Below are 2,019 nucleotides of genomic sequence, written 5' to 3'. Positions count from 1 at the left end.
TCTGCCCTGCGGGGCGTACGGCCCCGGCCCGCCGTACGGCCCCTGGGCGTACGGTCCCGGCTGGGCGTACGGCGACGGCTGCGGCACCCCGGGTCCGCCGAACTGCCCCGGAACCGGCCCGCCGGGCATCCCCGGCATCCCCGGCCCGCCGGGCGCGTACCCCTGGGGCGCGCCGGGTCCGGCGGGCTGCTGGAGGCCGGTGCGCGGGTCGACGGTGGAGCGGTAGTCGACGACGCTCTGCGTCAGCCGCATGTACGCCTCCTCCAGGGACGCCTGGTGCGGCGACAGCTCCCACAGCCGGATGTCCGCGGCATGGGCGGCGTCACTGATCCGGGGCAGCGGCAGACCGGTCACCCGCAGCGCGCCGTCCGGCTCCGGGACGGCCGTACCGCCCGCCTCACCGAGCACCACGGCCAGCTTCTCGCGCAGTTCCGGCTCGGTGTCGGGCGTGCGGACCCGGGCGAAGTCGGCGGAGTGCGCCGAGATGAAGTCCTTGACCGGCATGTCGGCGAGCAGCTGGCCGCGGCCGATGACGATGAGGTGCTCGGCGGTCAGCGCCATCTCGCTCATCAGGTGCGAGGAGACGAAGACCGTGCGGCCCTCGGCGGCCAGACCCTTCATCAGGTTGCGCACCCACAGGATGCCTTCGGGGTCGAGGCCGTTGACCGGCTCGTCGAAGAGGAGCACCTGCGGGTCGCCGAGGAGCGCCGCCGCGATGCCGAGCCGCTGGCCCATGCCGAGCGAGAAGCCGCCGGACCGCCGCTTGGCGACGTCCTGGAGGCCGACCACGCCGAGGACCTCGTCGACCCGGCGCGCCGGGATGCCGGAGAGCTGGGCGAGCGAGAGCAGGTGGTGGCGGGCGCTGCGGCCGCCGTGCACCGCCTTGGCGTCGAGCAGCGCGCCCACCTGGCGGGGCGCGTTGGGCAGCCTGCGGTACGGGTGGCCGCTGATGGTGGCGTGGCCCGAGGTCGGGGTGTCGAGGCCCAGGATCATGCGCATCGTCGTCGACTTGCCGGAACCGTTGGGCCCCAGGAAGCCGGTGACCGTGCCCGGTCGTACCTGGAACGACAGGTTGTTCACGGCCGTCTTGGCGCCGTAGCGCTTCGTCAGGCCGACTGCCTCGATCAATTCTCCGCCCCTCGCGAGATGGTCGGGGCAGAGCGCCCTCATGCCCCCGTGAGGGTTATGAGGTTATCGGGCCGTTGACGGGTTCCCGCACGGCGGTGGCAGGTCGGGCGGCCTTTGCGTCCGTCAGGCGTCCCGTCGCCGCAGCAGAACGAAGCCGCAGGCCAGCGCGACGGCCGTCCACGCGGCCATGATGCCGAGGCCGCCCCAGGGCCCGTACGGCACGTCGTCCCCCGCTCTCGGCACCACCTGCATGATCCGCTGGCCCGCCTGGTCCGGGAGGAAGCGGCCGGCCTTCCGGGTCGCGTCGACATTGCCGAGGATGTTGGAGACCAGGAAGAAGAACGGCATCAGGATGCCCAGCGACAGCAGCGGACCGCGCAGCATCACCGCCACCGCCATCGAGAACAGCGCGATCAGCGTCATGTACAGCCCGCCGCCGACCACCGCGCGCAGCACCCCGGGATCGCCCGGGTGCGCCGCCCGCGCGCCGAGCGCCGCCTGCCCCGCGAAGAACGCGGCGAAGCTGGTGACCATGCCCGTCACCAGGGCCAGCGCGCCCGCCACCGCGACCTTGCAGCCCAGGAAGGTGCCGCGCCGGGGGACCGCGGCCAGGGAGGAGCGGATGGTGCCGGTGCTGTACTCGGCGGACACCACCAGCACCCCGAACACGATCATCGCGAGCTGTCCCAGGCCCATGCCCGAGAAGCTGACACCGGTGGGGTCGAGGGCGAGCCGCTGGCGGCTCCGCGGCGACCCCATGTCGTGCCCGGCGAGCGCGGAGATCAGCACGCCCAGGGCGACGGTGACGACCACGGCACAGCCCAGGGTCCACGCCGTGGCCCGTACGGAGCGGAGCTTGGTCCACTCCGAGCGCAGCACCTGCCCGGTCAC

The 2,019-nt window shown here is 73.5% G+C and carries 2 protein-coding genes; both read right to left on the bottom strand.

Annotation, left to right across the window (positions count from 1 at the left end; translation table 11 throughout):
* A partial coding sequence (locus AC51EU_RS29910) for an ABC transporter ATP-binding protein (RefSeq protein WP_496270225.1) occupies positions 1 to 1,128 on the bottom strand: 1,128 nt, incomplete at its 3' end.
* Positions 1,129 to 1,251: 123 nt separating this feature from the next.
* Positions 1,252 to 2,019: an ABC transporter permease gene (locus tag AC51EU_RS29905; protein WP_496270224.1), complete on the bottom strand. Its 768-nt coding sequence runs from the start codon at positions 2,017 to 2,019 to the stop codon at positions 1,252 to 1,254.

It is taken from the genome of Candidatus Streptomyces philanthi, from assembly GCF_059553635.1.
The sequence above is the reverse complement of the archived record's forward strand: the minus strand, read 5'-3'. Positions and strand labels throughout refer to the sequence as shown.